The following is a 14,678-nucleotide window of genomic DNA, read 5'->3' as shown; positions in this document are numbered from 1 at the left end:
GGGGGGGGGGGGGGGGGTGGTTTGGGGGGGGGGGGGGGGGCGGGGGGCGGCCGCGCGGGGGGGGGGGGGGGGGGGGGGGCGGGGGGGCCCCCCCCCCCCCACTCACGTCCCTGTAACAGGTGACCCCGTCACTGGTCCCTGTACATCTCCGCGACGAGGAACGCCAGGTCGAGCGACTGGCTGCGGTTCAGTCGCGGGTCGCAGGCCGTCTCGTAGCGCTGGTGCAGGTCGTCGACGAAGATCTCGTCGCCGCCGCCCACGCACTCGGTGACATCGTCGCCGGTGAGCTCCACATGGATGCCGCCCGGGTGGGTGCCCAGCGCCTTGTGGACCTCGAAGAAGCCCTTGACCTCGTCGAGCACGTCGTCGAAGCGGCGGGTCTTGTGACCGGAGGCCGCCTCGAAGGTGTTGCCGTGCATCGGGTCGGTCACCCAGGCCACGGTGGCGCCGGAGGCGGTGACCTTCTCGACCAGCTCGGGGAGCTTGTCCCGGATCTTGTCGGCGCCCATGCGGACGATGAAGGTCAGCCGGCCCGGCTCGCGGTCGGGGTCGAGGCGGTCGATGTACTGCAACGCCTCCTCGGCCGTCGTCGTCGGGCCGAGCTTGATGCCGATCGGGTTGCGGATCTTCGAGGCGAACTCGATGTGCGCACCGTCCAGCTGCCGGGTGCGCTCACCGATCCACACCATGTGCCCGGAGACGTCGTAAAGCTGGCCGGTGCGGGAGTCGACCCTGGTCAGCGCGGACTCGTAGTCGAGCAGCAGCGCCTCGTGCGAGGAGAAGAACTCGACCGTCTTGAACTCCTCCGGGTCGGTCCCGCAGGCGTGCATGAAGTTCAGCGCGTTGTCGATCTCGCGCGCGAGCTGCTCGTAGCGCTGGCCGGACGGAGACGACTTCACGAAGTCCTGGTTCCAGGCGTGCACCTGGCGCAGGTCGGCGTAGCCGCCGGTGGTGAAGGCGCGCACCAGGTTGAGCGTGGAGGCGGAGGCGTTGTACATCCGCTTCAGGCGCTCGGGGTCCGGGATGCGGGCCTTCTCGTTGAAGTCGAAGCCGTTGACCGAGTCGCCGCGGTAGGTCGGCAGCGTGACGCCGTCGCGGGTCTCCGTGCCCTTGGAGCGCGGCTTGGAGTACTGGCCGGCGATCCGGCCGACCTTCACGACCGGAACCGAGGCGGCGTACGTCAGCACGGCGCCCATCTGGAGCAGGGTCTTGAGCTTGTTGCGGATGTGGTCGGCCGACACCGCGTCGAAGGCCTCGGCGCAGTCGCCGCCCTGGAGGAGGAACGCCTCTCCCTTGGCGACGGCCGCCATCCGGGCGCGCAGCTGGTCGCACTCGCCCGCGAAGACGAGCGGCGGATACGACTCCAGCTCCGCAACGACTGCGCGCAGAGCCTCGGTGTCGGGGTACTCGGGCTGCTGCGCCGCGGGCAGGTCTCGCCAGGTGTTGCCAGCACTCGCGCTGGTCTTAGCGTTCACGGTCACGCCTCAACATTACGGGGTCGTGTCGGGCGTCCTGCCCCATGCCCAGCAATTGAGACACGGCGTACACGACCCGGACATGGGGTAGGGTGCCTCGCATGTTCGCGCACTCGACCCAGAACTGGTGGTGGACCGCTCATCCGGCGGCCCACTGACTGCGCGTACGACAGACTTCGCGAAGGCCGCCCGAGGGGCGGCCTTCGGCGTTTTCCCGGGGTCCGTTCCTCCCAGCGACAAGGAAACGGACCCATGCGTCTGCTCGACCTGCTCGACGATCCCCGCCCGTTCGCCCTGCTGCGACGCCGCACCCCGGGCCGTGACGAGGACACCGTGGAGGTGCTCCTCGGCCCGGTCGGCGACTACGACCGCCTCGCCGACCTCCCCGACGAGGGCCTGGCACTGGTTCCCTTCCGGCAGATCCGCGAGCGCGGCTTCGACGTCCGCGACGACGGCACGCCGCTGACGGTGCTGACCCCCGAGGAGTCGTACGAGATCCCGCTCGCCGACGCCCTGGACCAGCTCCCGTCCCACGACGTGCGCGTCGAGGGCGGTGGGTTCGACGTGGCCGACGAGGAGTACGCGGAGATCGTCGGACGCGTGCTGCGGGAGGAGATCGGGCGGGGCGAGGGCGCGAACTTCGTGATCCGGCGGACGTACGAGGGGCAGATTCCGGGGTTCGGGCGGGCCGACGCGCTCGCGCTGTTCCGGCGGCTGCTTGAGGGCGAGCGGGGCGCCTATTGGACGTTTGTCGTGCACACCGGAGATCAGAAGGGGCCCGAAGGGCCTTCCTTGGAAGGGCGGCGGCGGGAGACGGGCGGGCGGACGCTGGTGGGGGCCAGCCCCGAGGTGCACGTGCGGATGTCCGGCGGGACGGTCGTCATGAACCCGATCAGCGGGACGTACCGCTATCCCGCCGACGGCCCCACCCCCGAGCACCTGCTCGACTTCCTCGCCGACGGCAAGGAGATCGAGGAGCTGTCGATGGTCGTCGACGAGGAGCTCAAGATGATGTGCACCGTCGGTGACATGGGCGGGGTCGTGGTCGGGCCGCGGCTGAAGGAGATGGCTCATCTCGCGCACACCGAGTACGAGCTGCGCGGGAAGTCCTCGCTGGATGTGCGGGAGGTCCTGAAGGAGACCATGTTCGCGGCCACCGTGACCGGGTCGCCCGTGCAGAACGCGTGCCGGGTGATCGAGCGGTACGAGCCCCTCGGGCGGGACGGTGTCGGGCGTGGGTACTACGCGGGCGCGCTGGCCCTGATCGGCCGGGATTCCGGCGGCGCCCAGACCCTCGACTCCCCCATCCTGATCCGCACCGCCGACATCGACGCGGACGGCGGGCTGCGGGTGCCGGTCGGAGCCACGCTCGTGCGCGGGTCGGACCCGGCGAGCGAGGTCGCGGAGACCCACGCCAAGGCCGCGGGCGTGCTGGCCGCCCTGGGCGTACGACCGTCCCGGCCGCGTGCTGAGCACGCGCGCGTACATCTCGCCGACGACCCACGCGTGCGTGCCGCGCTCGACGGGCGCCGGGCCTCGCTGGCGCCGTTCTGGCTGCGGATGCAGGGGCCCTCCCGAAGGAGCGCGGAGCTCACCGGACACGCCCTGGTCGTCGACGGCGAGGACACCTTCACGGCGATGCTGGCGCATGTGCTGCGCTCCAGCGGGCTGGAGGTGACCGTCCGGCGGTACGACGAGGACGGGCTGCGGGAGGCGGTGCTCGCGCACGAGGGACCGGTCGTGCTGGGCCCCGGCCCCGGTGATCCCTCCGACCTCACCGACCCCAAGATGCGCTTCCTGCGCGACCTCACCGCCGAGGTCGTCCGCGGCCACCGGCACGGCGTGCTCGGCGTCTGCCTCGGCCATGAGCTGGTCGCGGCCGAGCTGGGGCTGGAGCTCGTACGGAAGGAGGTGCCCTACCAGGGCGCCCAGACGACGATCGACCTGTTCGGGCGGCCGGAGACGGTCGGCTTCTACAACAGCTTCGTCGCGCGCTGCGACGACGAGGCGTACGCGGAGCTCGCCGAGCACGGCGTCGAGGTCAGCCGCGCCGACAACGGGGAGGTCCATGCCGTACGCGGGCCCGGCTTCGCCGGCGTCCAGTTCCACCCCGAGTCGGTCCTCACCCTGAACGGCGCCGCCGTCGTACGTGATCTGGTGGGTCAGCTGCGCGGCACGAGCACGTTCTCGGAGCGGCGGCCCGCCCTGTAGTCGAGGACGTTCTTCAGCGTGGCCTCGACGATCTGGCCGACGGCTTCCCGGGTGTAGTACGCCTGGTGCGAGGTGACCAGGACGTTCGGGAAGGTGAGGAGGCGGGCCAGGGTGTCGTCCTCGATGGCCTGGAGGGACTTGTCGAGGAAGAACAGGCCCGCCTCCGCCTCGTACACATCGAGGCCGACCCCCGTGAAGCGGCCCTCGCGCAGTTCGGCGACGAGGGCCGCGGAGTCGATGAGGCCGCCCCGGCTGGAGTTGACCAGGATCGCGTCGTCCTTCATCGCCCTGAGCGCGTCGGCGTCGATCAGGTGCCGGGTCTCCGGCATCAGCGGGACGTGCAGGCTGATCAGGTCGGACTCGGCGAGGAGCCGGTCCTTGGGGACGTAGCGCATGCCGAGTTGCACACAGGCGGGGTTCTCGGCGATGTCCCAGCCGAGCAGGTTCATGCCGAAGCCGTGGGCGATGCGGGCGAAGGCCTCGCCGATCTTGCCGGTGCCGAGGACGCCCACGGTGCGGCCGTGCAGGTCGCGGCCCATCAGGCCGTCGAGGCGGAAGTCGAAGTCACGCGTGCGCGTGGAGGCCCGCACGACACGGCGGTTGACCGCCATGGCGAGGGTCCAGGCGAACTCGGCCACGGAGTACGGCGAGTAGTACGACACCCGCGCGACCGTCATGGCGAGGCGCTCGGCGACCGAGAGGTCGATGTTGTTGAAGCCGGTCGAGCGCTGGGCGACCATCTGGGTGCCGCCGGCCGCGAGGGTCTGCAGGACGCGGTGGCCGAGGTCGCAGTTGACGCTGGTGCAGACGACCTCGTAGCCGGTGGCGATCGGGGCGGTGTCCTCGTTGAGGAAGACGCCCAGGCAGCGGACCTCGTGGTGGCCCTGGAAAGCCCGCTCGACCAGGGGCTTCTCGTCCGCCTGCACGCCGAAGGCCAGGATCTCCAAGGATGCTCCCTTTTCGTAGGGTTGTGGGCCGAATATACGGCCCACAACCCCGTGCCGCCGGAAGGAGAGCGGCCATCACGGCGGCCGTCACGAAGAGGTCAGCCGAAGAAGACCCCGACCTCCTCGTACAGCTTCGGATCGACCGTCTTCAGCTTGGCCGTCGCCTCCGCGATCGGGACCCGGACGATGTCGGTGCCGCGCAGCGCGACCATCTTGCCGAAGTCGCCGTCGCGGACCGCTTCGATGGCGTGCAGCCCGAACCGGGTGGCGAGCCAGCGGTCGAAGGCGCTGGGGGTACCGCCGCGCTGGATGTGCCCGAGCACCGTCGTACGGGCCTCCTTCCCCGTCCGCCGCTCGATCTCCTTGGCCAGCCACTCGCCGACGCCGGAGAGCCGGACGTGCCCGAAGGAGTCCAGCGACTCGTCCTTCAGCACCATGTCGCCGTCCTTGGGCATGGCGCCCTCGGCGACGACCACGATCGGGGCGTAGGAGGCCTTGAAGCGGGAGGTGATCCAGGCGCAGACCTTGTCGACGTCGAAGCGCTGTTCGGGGATGAGGATGACGTTGGCGCCGCCGGCGAGCCCGGAGTGGATGGCGATCCAGCCGGCGTGACGGCCCATCACCTCGCAGACGAGGACCCGCATATGGGACTCGGCGGTGGTGTGCAGCCGGTCGATGGCCTCGGTCGCGATGCCGACGGCGGTGTCGAAACCGAAGGTGTAGTCGGTGGCGGACAGGTCGTTGTCGATGGTCTTCGGCACGCCGACACAGGGCACGCCGTACTCGTCGGACAGCCGGGCGGCGACGCCGAGGGTGTCCTCGCCGCCGATGGCGATGAGCGCCTCGACCTCCTGCTTGGCGAGGTTGTCCTTGATACGGCGGATGCCGTCCTCCTGCTTCAGGGGGTTGGTGCGCGAGGAGCCGAGGATGGTGCCGCCGCGGGGCAGGATGCCGCGCACGGCGGGGATGTCGAGACGAACGGTGTCGTTTTCGAGCGGACCCCGCCAGCCGTCCCGGAAGCCGACGAAGTCATAGCCGTATTCCTGTACGCCCTTGCGGACGACGGCCCGGATGACGGCGTTGAGACCGGGGCAGTCGCCGCCTCCGGTCAGTACTCCGACCCGCATGGAAATGTCCCTTCGCCGCGGTTGCCTGGTGAGGCCACGCTAATGGTGAGCCAGGTCACAACGGGATGGGTCGGAGCGGCAATTCCGGTGAATGGCCGGGTGTTCGGTTTACGCGCCGTCAAGGAGACGACGGATGGATCACTCGCCGACGAGGCCGGGAGTCACTCGTCGTCGAGGCCGCGCTCGATCGCGTACCGCACCAGCTCCACGCGGTTGTGCAGCTGTAGCTTGCCGAGCGTGTTCTGCACGTGGTTCTGGACCGTGCGGTGGGAGATGACCAGGCGTTCGGCGATCTGCTTGTAGCTCAGGCCCTTGGCGACGAGCCTCAGCACCTCGGTCTCGCGCTCGGTGAGCTGCGGGGCCCCCGGCTGGTCGGCGCCGGGGGCGGCGGACGCGGGCTCGGAGGCGAGGCGGCGGTACTCGCCGAGGACCAGTCCGGCCAGGCCCGGTGTGAACACCGGGTCGCCGACGGCCGTACGGCGCACCGCGTCCAGCAGCTCCTCCGTGGACGCCGACTTCAGCAGATAGCCGGTGGCGCCGGACTTCACGGCCTCCAGTACGTCGGCGTGCTCACCACTCGCGGACAGGACAAGGACGCGCAGCGCCGGGTTGTGGGCCACCAGCTCCTTGCAGACCTGGACGCCGGGCTTGGCGGGCAGGTTGAGGTCGAGCACCAGGACGTCGGGCGCGGCGGCCTTGGCGCGGCGTACGGCCTGGTCGCCGTCGCCCGCGGTGGCGACCACGTCGAAGCCGGACTCGCCGAGGTCACGGGCGACCGCGTCACGCCACATCGGATGGTCGTCGACCACCATGACCTTGATCGAGCCCTGCCGTCCGCTCGCGATGTCCGTCATCGCTGCTCCGCCTTCCCCCGTGAAGCGCTGCTGTCCTTCGGTACCTTCAGTTCCACTTCGGTGCCCTGCCCCGGCACCGAGATCAGCTCGGCGGTGCCGCCGAGGTCCCGCAGCCGCCCCCGGATCGACAGGGCGACGCCGAGCCGCCCCTCGCCCTCGGCCTGCGCGAGCCGGCCCTCGGGGATGCCGGGTCCGTCGTCCCGCACGGTGACGATCACCTCACCCGGCTCGTCCTCGACGAGGATCCACGCACGCGCGTGCTCCCCCGCGTGCCGACGCACATTGTCCAGGGCCGCCCCCACGGCCGCGGCCAGCTCCCGCGCGGCGACCGGCGCCACGGACACCGGAGCGCCGGGCTCGGCGAGGCTGACCTTCGCGCCGGCGTACCGGGCGAGCAGCACACGGAGATCGACGGGACCGTCGGAGTCGTCCGGCTCGTCCACGGCCCGTACGACGGCGCCCTCGGCGGCGTCCTCCGACACCCGCGACACGGGCACGAGCCCGCCCGAGACCAGCGTGCGCAGCGCCACCTCCTGCTCGCCCGCCATCCGGCCCAGCTCGGCCGCCTCGCCGCCGATGACGGCACCGCGCCGCTGCACCATCGCCAGCACCTGGAGCACGCTGTCGTGGATGTCCCGGGCGAGCCGCTCCCGCTCACGGGTCGCCGCCTCGATCTCCAGGGCACGGGCGAGGGTGCGCTCGGAGGCGCGGGCGACCTCGACGACGTAGCCGATGGCGATGGAGGCGATCCAGACGAGCAGCACCATGTGGACGGTGTCGCGGGTGGGTACGCCGGAGCGGTGGACCAGGTTGGCGGCGGCGACCAGCGTGGAGGCGAACGCGGCCCAGCGCCAGCCGCCCTTGATGGCGAAGGCGAGCACGGCGCCCGCCGTCCATATCGACGGCAGGGTCGGGGCCCCGGCGTCGATCCGCTCGTGCGTCTCGGCGACGCGGGTGAGCAGGATGCCGGCCAGGGCGATGGTGAGGTCCGCGGTGAGGAAGCGCCTGGTGCAGCTCGCCGCGTTCGCGACGCGGGGCAGGGTGGCCAGCGTCCACACGGCCAGGACGGCGAGGTAGGTGATGGACACCCAGGGGTGGGCGACCTCGTGGTAGGCGCTGATGAAGAGCCCGATGGCGTACACCATGGTCAGCACTCGGTAGCCGGCCAGCGCGCGCCACAGCGGCTGCTCGACGGACATCCTCATGACCCGCTCACGCTTGGCCATGCCCCCACCCCCCCTGTTCGGGAAACCCAGGCCCAGACTGCCCGGCCTAGGACCCGGACCGCTCCTCGTCCGCCTTCTTCGTCTTCTTCGTCTGTTCCTTCTCGGCCTTCGCCGCCTCCGCGATCTGCCGCTTGGCGGCGGTCGCGTACATGTCGACGTACTCCTGGCCGGAGAGCTTCATGATCTCGTACATGACCTCGTCGGTCACCGCGCGCAGCACGAACCGGTCGTGCTCCATGCCCTGGTACCGGCTGAAGTCCAGGGGCCGGCCGATCCGGATGCCCGGCCGCATGAGCTTGGGCATGACCTTCCCCGGTGGCTGGATCTTCTCCGTGTCGATCATGGCGACCGGGATGACCGGCGCCCCGGTGGCGAGCGCCACGCGCGCGAGGCCGCCGGGCTTGCCCCGGTAGAGCCGGCCGTCGGGCGAGCGGGTGCCCTCCGGGTAGATGCCGAACAGTTCGCCGCGCTCCAGGACCTCTATGCCGCTCTTGATGGCCGCCTCGCCCGCGCCGCGCGCCCCGGAGCGGTCCACCGGCAGCTGGCCGACGCCCTTGAAGAACGCCGCCGTCAGCCGGCCCTTGACGCCCGGAGTGGTGAAGTATTCGGCCTTCGCGATGAAGGTCACCTTGCGGTCGAGGACCGCGGGCAGGAAGAACGAGTCGGAGAAGGAGAGGTGGTTGCTGGCCAGGATCGCGGGGCCCTCGGCGGGAATGTTGTCCAGCCCTTCCACCCACGGCCTGAAGGCAACCTTCAACGGTCCCCCGATGGCCACCTTCATCGTGCCGTACAACAACCGAGTGCCTCCTGTGTCTGTCGATCAGACCTTAACCCGGAGCACTGTCAAAGAGTTCGACGGCCCTGGTCGGTGTCAGTGCGGTCGCGTACGGTGAAGGGCACCTGGCTGTATCGATCCCTTTCACGAATCCCTTTCACGAACAGGAGACCGTAAGGTGCCGGTCCTTCCTGGAGCCGAGCCGTACCGCCACGAGGGCGGGGAGGTCGGGGTCCTCCTCTGTCACGGCTTCACCGGTTCCCCCCAGTCGCTGCGCCCCTGGGCGGAGTTTCTCGCCGAGCGCGGGCTGACCGTCTCGCTGCCGCTGCTGCCGGGGCACGGCACCCGCTGGGAGGACATGGCGCTCACCGGCTGGCAGGACTGGTACGCCGAGGTGGACCGCGCCCTGCGCACCCTGCGCGACCGCTGCGAGCGGGTCTTCGTGGCCGGTCTGTCCATGGGCGGCGCCCTCGCCCTGCGCCTCGCCGCGAAGCACGGGGAGGACGTGGCCGGCGTGCTGGTCGTCAACCCGGCGAACAAGGTGCACGGTCTGTCCGCGTACACCCTTCCGGTGTCCCGCCACTTCGTCCGGACGACGAAGGGGATCGCCAGTGACATCGCGAAGGAGGGCGCGGTCGAGCTCGGGTACGACCGGGTGCCGCTGCACGCGGCCCACTCCCTGCGGAACTTCTTCCGCCTGGTCGACGGCGAGCTGCCGCAGGTCACCCAGCCACTGCTGCTTCTGCGCAGCGCGCATGACCACGTCGTGCCGCCGGTGGACTCGGCCCGGATCCTGAGCAGGGTGTCGTCGACGGACGTAACGGAGATCGTGCTGGAACAGAGCTGTCACGTGGCGACGTTGGACCATGACGCGGACCGGATCTTCGAGGAGAGCCTCGGCTTCATCGACCGGCTCGCAACCGGCGTGGGCAAGGAAGGGACGACCACAGGTGGCTGAGCACGACTCCGACCGCGAGAGGCGCGAGGACCGCGAGGATCGCGAGCCGGAAGAGCAGCACGTGCCGTTCGACGAGGACGCCGCCTGGGCCGCGATCGTCGCCGGGTACGGCGACGAGCCGCCGGACCCGCCGGGCGCGAAGCCGTTCAAGTCGGTGGAGGACCTGGCGCTGCCGGAGTCCGACACGAATGGCAGGACGGACGACGAGACGGACGACCGGCCCGACGGCGCGACGGCCGGGCAGGAGGAGAAGAGCGAGCAGGCCGACAAGGCCGACAGGGCCGGGGAGTCCAAGGAGGACGAGCCGGTCCGGCCGCTGGGCAGTTCCATCGCCTTCGCTCCTGGTGTCGGCCCGCGTGACTACAGCGCGCCCGAGCCGTCCGAGGACGACTTCGACGGCGACGACGAGGGCCACTTCGTACCGCCGGAGCCGCCGCCGCTGCCCGCGGCCGACGCGACCGCGAAGTTCGCCTGGCTCGCGGTGATCGGCGGGCCGGTCCTGCTGCTGCTCGCCGTCGTGTTCAGCTGGGACATGACCTGGTGGCTGGCGACGCTGGGCATCGGCGGGTTCCTGGGCGGGTTCGCCACGCTGGTGATGCGGATGAAGACGGACGACGAGGACGACGACGATCCCGGACGGGGTGCCGTCGTCTGACCTACTGAGCTGCGGGAAGCCTGAGGGCGGCCAGGACCGGAAGGTGGTCCGTGGCCGCCCTCAGGTCCGTCTCCGTCACGCCGGGCTGGCCGAGAGGGACACCGCAGCCGAGCACCTCGATGCCCTTGGTGGCGAAGATCGCGTCGATACGGCGGTGGGGCTCGTCCTGGATCCAGGTGTGCTCGCCGCCCCAGGGGACGGTGGCCCGGCAGTCCTGGAGGTGACCGGCGAGGCGCCGGAAAGTGGGGCCGGTGGGACGCTCGTTGAGGTCGCCGCCCGCGATGGCGTGCGGGGTGCCCAGGGCGGCAAGGCGGTCCAGCAGCATGCCGCCCTGCTCGTGGCGCTCGTTCTTCTCCAGGGAGAGATGGCAGCTCAGTATACCGATGCGGGCGCCGCCGAAGTGGACGACCGCCGTGGCGAAGCCGCGTCTGTGGAGGCCGGGGGTGAGCGGGAGGAGTACGTCCTCGGTGCGCTCGACGGTGGCACGGAGGTTGCAGAGGATCGCGGGGCCGGCCGCTGTGGCACCGCCGGTGAGGGTGACGAGGTTCGCCGCGCGGGCCAGGCGGGCGAGTTTCTTGCGCCAGCGGAAGAAGCGGGGGGCCTCTTGGATGAGGACCAGGTCGGGGGCGCAGGCGGTGATGACGCGGGCGAGGGCGGCTGTGTCGTCGCGCATCGAGCGGATGTTGTAGCTGAGGACTCGGATGAGGGCTGAACCGTCGGGGTCTGTGCGGGACTCTGGGAGCAGCGCCATGGGGATCAATTTACGCCCAATGGCTCGGGGCGCGAGGTTTGTTGGCGACCAGCGGTTCGTCGTGGCTTGTCGCGCAGTTCCCCGCGCCCCTGAGGGACATGCAGTCATCGCTCCTCAAGAAGCGAGGTCACATGATGGGGTCCGGTTCCCTCGCCAGGTCCGCCGCGCCCACCAGGCCCGCCTTGTTGCCGAGCTGGGCCGCGATGACGTCGGCCACCGGGCGCCAGTTGCCGCCCACCAGCCAGCGCTTGTAGGACTTGCGGATCGGGTCGAGGACCAGTTCGCCCTCGTCCGAGAGGCCGCCGCCGACGATGAAGGCGGAGGGGTCGAAGAGGGAGGCGAGGTCGGCGAGTCCGGCGCCGGCCCAGCGGGCGAGTTCGCGGTAGGAGTCGACGGCGACCGGGTCGCCCTGGCGGGCGGCCATGGAGATGTGCTTGCCCTCGATGCCCTCGGGGCTGCCGTCGCCCATGCCGAGCAGGATCTCGGCGTTCTCGGGGGTGGCGTTGGCGCGCTGCTTGGCGTATCTGACGAGGGCGCGCCCGGAGGCGTACTGCTCCCAACAGCCCTGGCTGCCGCAGCCGCACAGCAGGCCGTCCGGCACCATGCGGATGTGGCCGAACTCGGCGGCGACGCCGTAGTGGCCGCGGCGCAGCTTGTTGCCGATGATGATGCCGCCGCCGAGGCCGGTGCCGAGGGTGATGCAGATGACGTTGCGGTGGCCCTTGCCCGCGCCGAACTTGTACTCGCCCCAGGCTGCGGCGTTGGCGTCGTTCTCCACGACGACCGGGAGACCCACGCGGGCCTCGACCTTCTGCTTCAGAGGCTCGTTGCGCCAGTCGATGTTGGGGGCGAAGTAGACCTCCGCCCGCTGCCGGTTGACGTATCCGGCGGCACCGATGCCCACGCCGACGATCTCGTGCCCGGCGCGCGCGCCCTCCACCGCGGAGGCGATGGCGTCCACGATTCCCTCGGGCGTGCCCGGGGTCGGCACCTTGTGGGTCGAGAGGATGTTGCCTTCCTCATCGACCACGCCGGCCGCGATCTTCGTGCCGCCGATGTCGACGCCGATGGTGAGTCCCATGAATCCCTCAGTTTCGGTCGAGCCCCGCTACGGCCAACCGTACCCGAGGCCCTGCCGTCGGGTTCCCGTCGTCCGGCGGGCGGACGGGGCGGACACCGCCCCGCGCGCACGGACTCGGCCCACCCGGGGATCCGGGGGATTCGACCGACGGCCCGAAGGGATCCGACCAGGGATCCGGAGTGATCAAAGCGGCGTCCCGGAGGGATCCGACCGGGGATCCGTAGGGGATCAGTCCAGGTCGATGCGCTCTCCGGGGCCGCCGTCGTCCCCCCGGTCGCGCCGCTCGTCCAGGTCGTGATCGCCGCTGTCCCCGGTGGTCCAGCGCCGCTCCTGGTTCTGCACCGCGGAGCGGTACGCGGCGAGGATCTCGTTGCCCGCGGCGGCCAGGTGGTCGAAGACGTCCGGGTTGCGCTCGATGACGGGCTCGACGGCGGCCTTGGCCTGCTCCACGACCTGCTTGACCACCTGCTGGGCGGCGGGTCCGGCGACCGCGCCGAGCAGCGGGGACTGGATGGTCGAGAGCTTGTCCGCGACGGCGTCGACGAGTTTGCGCAGTTCCTCGGCGGCCGAGCCCGGCGGCGGCCCGTACTGGGCACGGCGGCGGGCCTTCTCCTCCGCGAGGTCCTCGGCACACGCCGTCGCCCAGGCGTCGGCGTCGGTCGCCCGTACCTCGTCGTCGGCCTCCCGGTCCACGGCGTCGGACGGAGGGAGCTCTTCGCTCATGACGGACTCCTGACTACGGTTCGTCTCTACGACGTTACCCGAACGGGCGTGCCTGCTTCACCGGGTCCGCTTCACCGTGTACGCGGCCAGAGATCCGGGTCCGGCGCGAACCGGATCCGCAACTCGCCCTCGCGCAGTGCGGCGCCGTCCACGGCGCATCGGCGCAGGGCGGACGGCAGCGGCACGATACGCCGGAACTGCCCGGCGGTGAGGACGAGTTCGTCGCCGCGCCGGATGAGGTCGAGCTCCTCCCGCACCGCCCCGGGCAGGGGGATGTGCCATACGAAGACCCGGCTGCCGCCGTCCTCGGCGAGCCGGTCGGTGACGGGCCACTCGACGGTGGACGACGTGTCGTTGACGGCGGGCACGGCGAGGGCGGCGAGATCGTCGGCGCCGCGGGGGTCCCGCCCGAGGTGGGCGACGTGGCGGACGTCGTACATCTCCTCCCACGCCTCGACGGCCTTCCGCTGCTGGGCGACGGGCCCGGCGAGCCAGCTCCCCGCCGCCGCCTCGGTCTCCGGCAGGACCCGGTTGGCGATCAGCAGGTCGGGGCGCAGGCCACGCAGGGCGAGGGCGACTCCGGCGGCACGCACGGCGTCGGCGCCGCCGGGGCCGGGTTCGGCGACGAGCCGTACGACGGTCTCCTTGTCGGCGACGACGGCCGCCACGGCGGCGAGCTCGACGTCCCAGCGGGTCGCGGTCTCGTACAGCCACTCCGCGGGCATCGGAACCCCGGCGAGCCGCCCCAGAACGGGCCGCAGCGCCCGCGCCGCCTGCCGTTCGGGCGGCAGCAGCCGGCGCAGATAGCGGCGCAGCTCCTCGGGAAGGGACAGCAGGGCGAGCGCCTGCGGGGTGGCCGGCAGATCCACGACGAGCAGCTCGTGCGCCTCGGCCAGCGCGGCGTCCCGCAGCGCCCGCAGAAGCGCGAGCTCCTCGGCGCCGGGGAGCGGAGTGACCTCCTCCGGGTCGAGCCGGGAGGCGCCGAGAAGGTCAAGGGCGGAGGCGGCGCGCTCCTGGAAGGCGGCGAGATCGTCCCGGAACCCGGTGGCGGCGTCGGGCCGCCAGGCGGTGAGGTTCGGGGTGACGGAGGTGGGGGTGGCACCTGTCCCGACGCCGAGTGCTGCGCCCAGGGTGTCGGAGCGGTCGGCACTGAGGACGAGAGTGCGTATGCCGCGGTTCGCCGCCGTCAGCGCGGTGGCGGCGGCGACAGTTGTACGGCCGCTGCCGCCCGGGCCTGTGATCAGGATGGTGCGCATAGGGGTGAACGGTAACCGAGACGCCCCAAGGGGCGCGGGGCTGTGTCGATGTGCGGCTCCGCCGCGTGGGCGCGACCAGCCACGGCGCACCCGCACCCGGGCTCGCGCAGGCACTCCTGCGGCGAGCCCCCTACCGGTCCGACTCCACCCGCTTCTTCAGGCCCGCCAGCGCCCGGTCGATGATGACCTTCTCGGCCTTGCGCTTGATCATCCCCAGCATCGGGATCTTGACGTCGACCGTCAGCCGGTAGGTGACCTCGGTCGCACCCGCCCCGGCCGGTTTGAGAAGGTACGAGCCGTCGAGCGACCGCAGCATCTGGGACTTCACCAGCGTCCAGGACACCTCGTGCTCGCCGGTCCAGGTGTACCCCAGCACCTGGTCGTCCTTGATCGCGCCGGCGTCCATGACGAGGCGGACCTGCTCGGCGCGGCCCTCGGCGTCGGTCTTGAGCACCTCCGCCTCCTTCACCTCACCGGTCCAGTCCGGGTAACGGGCGAAGTCGGCGATCACCCCCATGACGTCGGCCGGTGCCGCCTCGATCGTGATGCTCGAACTGGTGTGTTCCGCCATCGCCGGGGCTCCTCCAGATGCGGGCCGCTAAGAAGTCGTGATGCGCACGCGTGTGCAGCGTGAAGGCT

The 14,678-nt window shown here is 71.2% G+C and carries 15 protein-coding genes; 4 read left to right on the top strand and 11 right to left on the bottom strand.

Annotated features, from left to right (window positions below):
• Window positions 1–128 precede the first annotated feature (128 nt).
• Window positions 129–1,481 (bottom strand): class II 3-deoxy-7-phosphoheptulonate synthase, encoded by a 1,353-nt coding sequence (locus POF73_RS35480; RefSeq protein ID WP_272123233.1) that lies wholly within the window; start codon window positions 1,479–1,481, stop codon window positions 129–131.
• A 95-nt stretch (window positions 1,482–1,576) separates the two neighbouring features.
• Here POF73_RS35480 and POF73_RS46365 point away from each other — a divergent pair, with 95 nt between their 5' ends.
• Window positions 1,577–1,633, top strand: coding sequence for a trp operon leader peptide (locus POF73_RS46365; protein WP_071528813.1), 57 nt, complete (start codon window positions 1,577–1,579; stop codon window positions 1,631–1,633).
• Between the two features lie 94 nt (window positions 1,634–1,727).
• Window positions 1,728–3,686, top strand: a complete 1,959-nt coding sequence (locus POF73_RS35475) for an anthranilate synthase family protein (protein WP_272123232.1) — start codon at window positions 1,728–1,730, stop codon at window positions 3,684–3,686.
• Here the strand turns inward: POF73_RS35475 and POF73_RS35470 are convergent.
• From POF73_RS35470 to POF73_RS35450, 5 genes are all read right to left on the bottom strand, one after another.
• The gene (locus tag POF73_RS35470) at window positions 3,638–4,633 is read right to left on the bottom strand and encodes a 2-hydroxyacid dehydrogenase (RefSeq protein WP_272123231.1); all 996 of its coding nucleotides are present in this window, start codon (window positions 4,631–4,633) and stop codon (window positions 3,638–3,640) included. The two genes, POF73_RS35475 and POF73_RS35470, sit on opposite strands and share 49 nt — an antisense overlap.
• 98 nt (window positions 4,634–4,731) lie before the next feature.
• A complete protein-coding gene (locus POF73_RS35465) occupies window positions 4,732–5,760 on the bottom strand; it encodes a 6-phosphofructokinase (protein ID WP_272123230.1) in 1,029 nt (342 codons plus the stop codon).
• Between the two features lie 161 nt (window positions 5,761–5,921).
• The gene (locus tag POF73_RS35460; RefSeq protein WP_272123229.1) at window positions 5,922–6,614 is read right to left on the bottom strand and encodes a response regulator; all 693 of its coding nucleotides are present in this window, start codon (window positions 6,612–6,614) and stop codon (window positions 5,922–5,924) included.
• Window positions 6,611–7,840: a MacS family sensor histidine kinase gene (gene macS, locus POF73_RS35455; protein WP_272123228.1), complete on the bottom strand. Its 1,230-nt coding sequence runs from the start codon at window positions 7,838–7,840 to the stop codon at window positions 6,611–6,613. The genes POF73_RS35460 and macS overlap by 4 nt, the downstream gene beginning before the upstream one ends.
• Before the next feature lie 46 nt (window positions 7,841–7,886).
• Window positions 7,887–8,621 (bottom strand): lysophospholipid acyltransferase family protein, encoded by a 735-nt coding sequence (locus POF73_RS35450; RefSeq protein WP_272123238.1) that lies wholly within the window; start codon window positions 8,619–8,621, stop codon window positions 7,887–7,889.
• 172 nt (window positions 8,622–8,793) lie between these two features.
• On the opposite strand from POF73_RS35450, the gene POF73_RS35445 reads away from it, so the two are divergent.
• Both POF73_RS35445 and POF73_RS35440 read left to right on the top strand, forming a co-directional pair.
• Window positions 8,794–9,573: an alpha/beta hydrolase gene (locus tag POF73_RS35445; protein ID WP_272123227.1), complete on the top strand. Its 780-nt coding sequence runs from the start codon at window positions 8,794–8,796 to the stop codon at window positions 9,571–9,573.
• Entirely contained in the window at window positions 9,566–10,228 is a 663-nt protein-coding gene (locus POF73_RS35440) for a hypothetical protein (RefSeq protein WP_272123226.1), read from the top strand. Before POF73_RS35445 ends, POF73_RS35440 begins: the two co-directional genes overlap by 8 nt.
• Window position 10,229: 1 nt before the next feature.
• On the opposite strand, the gene POF73_RS35435 is transcribed toward POF73_RS35440, so the two are convergent.
• The 5 genes from POF73_RS35435 to POF73_RS35415 all read right to left on the bottom strand — a co-directional run bounded on the left by POF73_RS35435 (window position 10,230) and on the right by POF73_RS35415 (window position 14,610).
• The gene (locus POF73_RS35435; protein WP_272123225.1) at window positions 10,230–10,979 is read right to left on the bottom strand and encodes an endonuclease/exonuclease/phosphatase family protein; all 750 of its coding nucleotides are present in this window, start codon (window positions 10,977–10,979) and stop codon (window positions 10,230–10,232) included.
• A gap of 127 nt (window positions 10,980–11,106) precedes the next feature.
• Window positions 11,107–12,060: an ROK family glucokinase gene (locus tag POF73_RS35430; RefSeq protein WP_272123224.1), complete on the bottom strand. Its 954-nt coding sequence runs from the start codon at window positions 12,058–12,060 to the stop codon at window positions 11,107–11,109.
• A gap of 228 nt (window positions 12,061–12,288) precedes the next feature.
• Window positions 12,289–12,783: a DUF5304 domain-containing protein gene (locus POF73_RS35425; RefSeq protein WP_272123223.1), complete on the bottom strand. Its 495-nt coding sequence runs from the start codon at window positions 12,781–12,783 to the stop codon at window positions 12,289–12,291.
• Between the two features lie 71 nt (window positions 12,784–12,854).
• Window positions 12,855–14,039, bottom strand: coding sequence for an ArsA family ATPase (locus POF73_RS35420; RefSeq protein WP_272123222.1), 1,185 nt, complete (start codon window positions 14,037–14,039; stop codon window positions 12,855–12,857).
• Window positions 14,040–14,169: 130 nt separating this feature from the next.
• Window positions 14,170–14,610 (bottom strand): SRPBCC family protein, encoded by a 441-nt coding sequence (locus POF73_RS35415; protein WP_272123221.1) that lies wholly within the window; start codon window positions 14,608–14,610, stop codon window positions 14,170–14,172.
• Window positions 14,611–14,678 lie beyond the last annotated feature (68 nt).

This window comes from Streptomyces sp. HD (genome assembly GCF_028369295.1).
Taxonomy (GTDB): Bacteria; Actinomycetota; Actinomycetes; order Streptomycetales; family Streptomycetaceae; genus Streptomyces.
The sequence above is the reverse complement of the archived record's forward strand: the minus strand, read 5'-3'. Positions and strand labels throughout refer to the sequence as shown.

What these genes read in the sequence shown, in the direction of transcription:
- POF73_RS35475 (WP_272123232.1), top strand. Translation starts at nt 1,728, where the DNA reads ATGCGTCTGCTCGACCTGCTCGACGATCCCCGCCCGTTCGCCCTGCTG.
- POF73_RS35420 (WP_272123222.1), bottom strand. Translation starts at nt 14,039, where the DNA reads ATGCGCACCATCCTGATCACAGGCCCGGGCGGCAGCGGCCGTACAACT.
- POF73_RS35460 (WP_272123229.1), bottom strand. Translation starts at nt 6,614, where the DNA reads ATGACGGACATCGCGAGCGGACGGCAGGGCTCGATCAAGGTCATGGTG.
- POF73_RS35430 (WP_272123224.1), bottom strand. Translation starts at nt 12,060, where the DNA reads ATGGGACTCACCATCGGCGTCGACATCGGCGGCACGAAGATCGCGGCC.
- macS (WP_272123228.1), bottom strand. Translation starts at nt 7,840, where the DNA reads ATGGCCAAGCGTGAGCGGGTCATGAGGATGTCCGTCGAGCAGCCGCTG.
- POF73_RS35450 (WP_272123238.1), bottom strand. Translation starts at nt 8,621, where the DNA reads ATGAAGGTGGCCATCGGGGGACCGTTGAAGGTTGCCTTCAGGCCGTGG.
- POF73_RS35425 (WP_272123223.1), bottom strand. Translation starts at nt 12,783, where the DNA reads ATGAGCGAAGAGCTCCCTCCGTCCGACGCCGTGGACCGGGAGGCCGAC.
- POF73_RS35465 (WP_272123230.1), bottom strand. Translation starts at nt 5,760, where the DNA reads ATGCGGGTCGGAGTACTGACCGGAGGCGGCGACTGCCCCGGTCTCAAC.
- POF73_RS35415 (WP_272123221.1), bottom strand. Translation starts at nt 14,610, where the DNA reads ATGGCGGAACACACCAGTTCGAGCATCACGATCGAGGCGGCACCGGCC.
- POF73_RS35435 (WP_272123225.1), bottom strand. Translation starts at nt 10,979, where the DNA reads ATGGCGCTGCTCCCAGAGTCCCGCACAGACCCCGACGGTTCAGCCCTC.